Origin of the sequence: Parendozoicomonas verongulae (assembly GCF_009711465.1) — a bacterium.
Taxonomy (GTDB): Bacteria; Pseudomonadota; Gammaproteobacteria; order Pseudomonadales; family Endozoicomonadaceae; genus Sansalvadorimonas; species Sansalvadorimonas verongulae.
In genome coordinates, this window is record NZ_SMME01000700.1 from 1 (window position 1) to 5,603 (window position 5,603).

Genomic DNA, 5,603 nt, shown 5'->3' on the forward strand with positions numbered 1-5,603 from the left:
CGGGATCAATGAAGGTGTGGCGGTGGAGGTTCAGCGCACAGGGTCGGCAGGGGATCAACCGGCTCCGGATATTGTGGAGGACTGGCTGACGGCTGTGGATGTGAATACGGAAAGAGGACGGAATATTTTGAGTGAAGGTGGGAATCAGGCTGTGGTGACTTTGGATTTGCCTTTGACGGTGAAAGGGCAAGCACCTGGATTGGTTTTGCCTGGAAGACTCGTGGAAGTGCTAGAAGGGAGTGAGCCTTGGGTGGGGTTGTGTTTATCGACGGGGATAAATACGTCGGGGAGTGGGGCTGGGAAGGTAGTTCAGAGTTTATCCGTAGAAAGGCACTACTGAGGAAAAGTTATGGCAACAACAAATCCATGGAAACAGTTTCAGGGGTTGCTGCCCAAGGCTAGCAGGATAATTGGAACGGTCACCAGCCACAACAGCAACGGCACAAGCACTCTCACATTACGCAACGGTTCCACCATAACCGTGAGAGGCCAAACGGTGGCTGTTGGTCAAAAGGTGCTGGTGGAAGATGGAGAAGTACGTCGGGAAGTGCCAGACCTCCCTGTTTATAACGTGCAGATTTAAATGCAGCACCTTGCTCCAAAGGTTATAGTCTGCCTATGGGGAACCGAACAATTTTTCTACAGTCAAACCCCATCAGTGTTTTATCTAAAGGACAAGCCCATGCCTCAGGCTGAACAATTGCACTTCATGAGTCCAGATGAGTATCTGGCATTTGAGCAACAGGCCGATGTGAAGCATGAGTATGTCAATGGACTGATAGCTTCCATGGCAGGTGCCAGCCGAAGCCATAACCTTTTAACCCTCGCCTTTGTCACAATGCTACGTGCCCATCTGCGGGGCACACCATACCAGACGTACGCCAGTGATAGGAAAGTTGATGCGAGCCACAAAGGCAGCACTGTTTTTTACTATCCGGATATCATGGTGGCCTGCCATCCACTGCAGAGCGGGAACGGTCAGTATGTAGAAGATAAACCGCAAATTATCGTTGAAGTTCTTTCCCCCTCCACTGAAGCAAGGGACAGGATGGAGAAGCTTTCTGCTTACACCTCCATCCCGGGGCTGAAAGAATATGTTCTGGTTTCCCAGAACAAGCTGGCGATTGATGTTTACCGGCATTCAGGAAAAGGCTGGGAGATTGTTCGTTATCGGGATAACGACGCAATTTCCCTTAATTCAATAGCCTTTTCCGCCAGTCTGAAAGACGTTTACGAGGACATACTGGACGATGTTATTCGCAATGCTTAACAGCAACAGTTCTGAACGCTGAGTAACGGGAGTCAAACTCCCTCCCCTCATCACCCAAACACAAACTCTTCCCGAGACTCCTTCAGCACTTTCAGCGAAAGCCTGGCTATCCCTTTCATAAAAGCAATCTCGCTGGTGGGCATGGATGTTCCCAACAGGTGTCGTACAACCAGAAAGTCCCTCGCCAGCACATTAAGCTTTTTGTTCGGGCCTTTTGACGTGATGCCGTGGTGCGCCCACAGCGCCAGTCGCAACAGACGCTCCTGCCAGAGGGTGCGCTGCCCTTTCAAAATCTGGTCACACACGGCGGCTTCTTGCTGACGTGCAGGCACCAGCTCCAGTATTTCCTCTAATCCATCATCCGTTACAAACCAGCTCTGCCCGGTGCCCGTTTTGTGCCAGCGCAGGGAGGATTTTTGAACGGCTTCTATTTCGCTGGCATCGGGTTCGGCTAATAGCTCAGCGGGAAGCAGTTGTTCGAGGTTTTGCTTTTCCGGATTCCAGTTCTCCATACCCAACACTTCCAGCAGCCTCACCAGCTCGAAGTCAAGGTGTAAACCGCTCTTGGCATGGAGTGCCAGATAATTCAGCACCAGAGCGCGAACAATGTCGGGGGATATCTTCTCCAGTCGACCTGCAGTCTTGCGTATCATGGAGATTTGAGTTCTTCCCTCGCTCTTGAAAAGTGGTGGCGAGAGCAGAGCATCAACGATTCCTATATCTTCTTTAAACACACAACCGGAAAGGCGTTCGAGTATACCTTCCCGGTACTGCACCATCACACCCTGACTGCCCATGCCATCCAGGGGCGGCATCCAGATATCTTTCACTTGGCTGCTGATGTTGGTGCTTTGGGGTATCACGCCCCGCTTGCGTACATCTCGCACAAGGGAATCCAGCGCTTCTTGCACTTTGCCGGAGAGCCAGTTACGCATGCGGATAAAGCGATTCAGGCTCACACCACTGACACAGCCAGGGAACTGCCTCATGCTGCTGATGGCAGCCAGAGCTACGTCGTCATCCGGGTCCAGCACGTACAGCGCGAGCACATCCCCAAGACGAGTGTCGTTCATTTCGGCAAGGATATGGAAAATCATCCCCAAAGCTCTGGCAGGCATCATCCCCAGCATGGGCTGCATCCCCTGCATGGCGGCGAATTCATCCGGAGTCTCTTCGATAAGCTTCACAAACAGTGCTTTCAACTGATCGGGAGATGGTGGCTCCCCATTATCGGGGGTGTCGGCAGGGGCAACACCGATATCATCCATCTGCCACTGCTGCACAAACGCCATGAACTCCTGGCTCAGGTACATGCGGAACGGAACCAGAGCGCGGAAAACAAGGGCAGCACTTTTCGGTATCAGCTCACCACTTTCATGGGCCAGTGGAATATTGGTTTCCAGTATATCCAGCACCTCCAGCGCGTCAGCCTCTTTGTTGCGCACTCCCATAAAGAGGTTCTGGAAAGCGTAGGAAAAGATGTATTCAATCACCTCAACCCGCTCCGGGCAGTCGGTGTTGACAGGGTTCAGGCACATATGCTGCACCAGTTCTGCGACATTAGACGGCGCGCACAGAATTTCAGACCAGGGCGCAGGGATCGTCAGCACCTGCTTTGTCGTGTAATCATCCAGCAGTTGCTCAATCATCTCATCCACCCAGGTAATAAAATTGAGATTATCCGGGGAGTCGAAGTCGGCCAGCGACTCAAACGATGGTCTGACATCACACCGATAGATGCTGAGATAATTTTTCTTGATACTCTCCAGATACGCTATGATGAACACGGCATTTTTGAGCTTTTTGTTCCCACACTCCCGGAGCAGGAAAGACCAGTACGCGATCAGCTCCGGCACAATGGTTTTCGCCGAGGAGTCCGGGCAGATCATCTTGCGGGGTATGAGTTCCTCCATAATCTCCTGAACGTCCCCAACCTCCAGATCCGCCAGCTTGCCTGAGAAATATCCGAGATTCATTTCCATGAAGAAGCTGAACCAGCCCCCCTGCTGCATTTTGTTCGCCTTGGAGAGAGCTTTGTACTCCGGGGAGTTGAGGTACTCGGGGGTGGTTTTCTCCAGCCATTTTTGGAGTTTGTTGAAAGCTTTGTCGTAGTCTTCCTCTACAGTGGTTCTGCCTGGGGAGAAGGGTGTTATGGGCATTGGGGTTAGTGGCCTTGTGGATTTCGTTGGTAGGGAGTTTATCAGGTTCTTTACTGAGTGGTGGGTTTGCTGTGTAGGGAGTAGAATGCGCTGTTTGTTTAACAGCTGTTTATTTAAAAATATGTGTCTGCTTTTCGGTGTGTGTGTGAGCCGGAGGGCGGTAGCGTGGGTGAAACATGACCGATAAGAAACCGCTCTTCAGTATTGTCATACCAGCATACAACTATGCACAGACGCTTCCCCGCGCCTTGAAATCCGCCCTTAAGCAAGAGGGGGATGACTATGAAATCCTGGTTATCAATGATGGTTCAACTGACAATACTGTAGACATACTCGAAGAACTCCAGATTCAATACCCAAATCGTTTTGAGTTTGTAACAAGAGAAAATGCAGGGGCAGCAGCCACAAGGAATTATGGAATAAAAAATACTACCGGTGAGTGGCTTCTTTTTCTAGACAGCGATGATGAATTCACCATAAATGCACTGGTAAAGCTTAGAGACTCCATCAACAATGCCCCAGAAGCAAAAATGATAGTGGGTGGACATATTGCTGTGGAGCCAAATGGGAAAGAACGCTATAGAGGTGTCGACGCTGTTAAATCCATGCAAATGACGCAAGAAGAGCTATTTGTTGCCTACCTAATTAAGAAAGATGTCACTCCATCCAATGGCGCTACAGCTATGCACAGGGATATCTTTTCAAAAAAGATATATCCAGAAGAGTTTAGAAATAGCGAAGACATTCCCGTGTTCGCAAATGCGTTTGCTAATCACACCTGTGCATTTCTTGATCAGGCAATTACAAAAATCCATAAACATCCTGATAGTCTTCGTCATAATACAGAATATGCGGATGCAGTTGGAACACGCTTGGTCAATAGTGTATTTGATGACTTACCGAAAGCGCTTGAAAAATATAAAAAATCATTTGCATCCCAAAGATGCCTTTCTTTATTTCGCACCTATTATTTATCAGGTGAAAAAAGTAAAGCCTTAGGATATTATAAAAAAGCCATTTCGCAAGACTGGCTAGCAGTGACAAAGCTCTCCTACACAAAGAAGGCAATCAGGTTGATTTTTGGTTAAACGAGACATATAGAAATGAAGCCTGACAATTCAGAATTTGAGCTAAGTGGAAAGCCGCTTGAAGAGACTAAAAATCTACTATCTTATTGCAAAGAAAGATATGCGAAGAACTCGTCTATAAAGTGGGCTTATTGGGTAGCAATACGATTATTATATTCCTTAGCCCTATCATTCAAAAAGACAAGTAGTCAGAAGCGATGCCGGTGTGATGTATTGATTCTCCATCCTTCTGAAAAATCAAGAAAATTAGATAGAAAAAGAAAGCTAATAGAAAGGATAAAGAGTACAGGGTTAACTGTCTGTGAAGATACCCTAGCTGAAGAAGCACAGATTCTAAAAGAGGGATTATATGAATCGAGCAACTTTAAGATATACCACCTTCGAATTTATGATGGATATGCAAAGTATTTAAAAAGGGTGTTCAACCCAAAAGTCATCATTACAGAGAGGAATGGGCATATAACTTCCTCATTCCTAAAATCCAAAAGTAAAAATGACTCAGTAACGCTGCATTTAGCCCACTCAGTCCTGACGAGTGAATCATCAAGATACAACTATATCGATTACGATTATTACTGCCTTTATGGAATAAGTTCACTTGAGCATTTGAAAAGCCTTGATAATCTATACGGTTCTTGTCGAGCATTTTTAGGAGGGAGTTACCTGTTTGATGAAAGTTTCACGCTTCCTCCTAATCCAGATGCACCAATTATGCTATTAGGAGCCGGACCTAGAATGGAAAAAGAGCCATCATGTATACAGATTTATGAAATGGTTAAAGAATGGCAAGCCAAGACAAACTCGGAACTATTTGTCAGACTCCACCCAAGAAGTAAAGGGGAGTTTTGGAAAGGCGAGGCATCAGAGAAAATAAGAGTTCTTAAAAATGAAAATTTCATTGAGAGCGCCAGAAAATGCTCACTGGTAATTTCTCCTTATACTAATGCTGTTGTAGATGCTAGCTTGCTAAATAGGCCAGTACAACTTTTAAAATGTGCCAATAGCAAAGATTTTCTCTGTGTAGAGGACTTCTTTCCTAAATCAGCATCCACTGATAAAGAATTAGAAAAATCCATAGATAAGATA

General features: G+C 46.9%; 5 protein-coding genes and 1 pseudogene. 5 read left to right on the top strand and 1 reads right to left on the bottom strand.

The window, feature by feature from the left end:
• From E1189_RS25135 to E1189_RS03190, 3 genes and pseudogenes are all read left to right on the top strand, one after another.
• Positions 1-340: pseudogene (locus E1189_RS25135) on the top strand (hypothetical protein); the annotation flags it as partial.
• Between the two features lie 9 nt (positions 341-349).
• The gene (locus tag E1189_RS03185) at positions 350-583 is read left to right on the top strand and encodes a hypothetical protein (protein WP_155158601.1); all 234 of its coding nucleotides are present in this window, start codon (positions 350-352) and stop codon (positions 581-583) included.
• Positions 584-682: 99 nt separating this feature from the next.
• Positions 683-1,270, top strand: coding sequence for a Uma2 family endonuclease (locus E1189_RS03190; protein ID WP_196221131.1), 588 nt, complete (start codon positions 683-685; stop codon positions 1,268-1,270).
• 50 nt (positions 1,271-1,320) lie between these two features.
• On the opposite strand, the gene E1189_RS03195 is transcribed toward E1189_RS03190, so the two are convergent.
• A complete protein-coding gene (locus E1189_RS03195) occupies positions 1,321-3,429 on the bottom strand; it encodes a hypothetical protein (RefSeq protein ID WP_155158603.1) in 2,109 nt (702 codons plus the stop codon).
• Positions 3,430-3,605: 176 nt separating this feature from the next.
• On the opposite strand from E1189_RS03195, the gene E1189_RS03200 reads away from it, so the two are divergent.
• Both E1189_RS03200 and E1189_RS03205 read left to right on the top strand, forming a co-directional pair.
• Positions 3,606-4,517 (top strand): glycosyltransferase family 2 protein, encoded by a 912-nt coding sequence (locus E1189_RS03200; RefSeq protein WP_155158604.1) that lies wholly within the window; start codon positions 3,606-3,608, stop codon positions 4,515-4,517.
• A 15-nt stretch (positions 4,518-4,532) separates the two neighbouring features.
• On the top strand, positions 4,533-5,603 hold a 1,071-nt coding region (locus E1189_RS03205), incomplete at its 3' end, for a hypothetical protein (protein ID WP_155158605.1).

Excerpts from the sequence above, each read along its gene's own strand:
- E1189_RS03195 (WP_155158603.1), bottom strand. The coding sequence starts at position 3,429 with ATGCCCATAACACCCTTCTCCCCAGGCAGAACCACTGTAGAGGAAGAC.
- E1189_RS03190 (WP_196221131.1), top strand. The coding sequence starts at position 683 with ATGCCTCAGGCTGAACAATTGCACTTCATGAGTCCAGATGAGTATCTG.
- E1189_RS03185 (WP_155158601.1), top strand. The coding sequence starts at position 350 with ATGGCAACAACAAATCCATGGAAACAGTTTCAGGGGTTGCTGCCCAAG.
- E1189_RS03200 (WP_155158604.1), top strand. The coding sequence starts at position 3,606 with ATGACCGATAAGAAACCGCTCTTCAGTATTGTCATACCAGCATACAAC.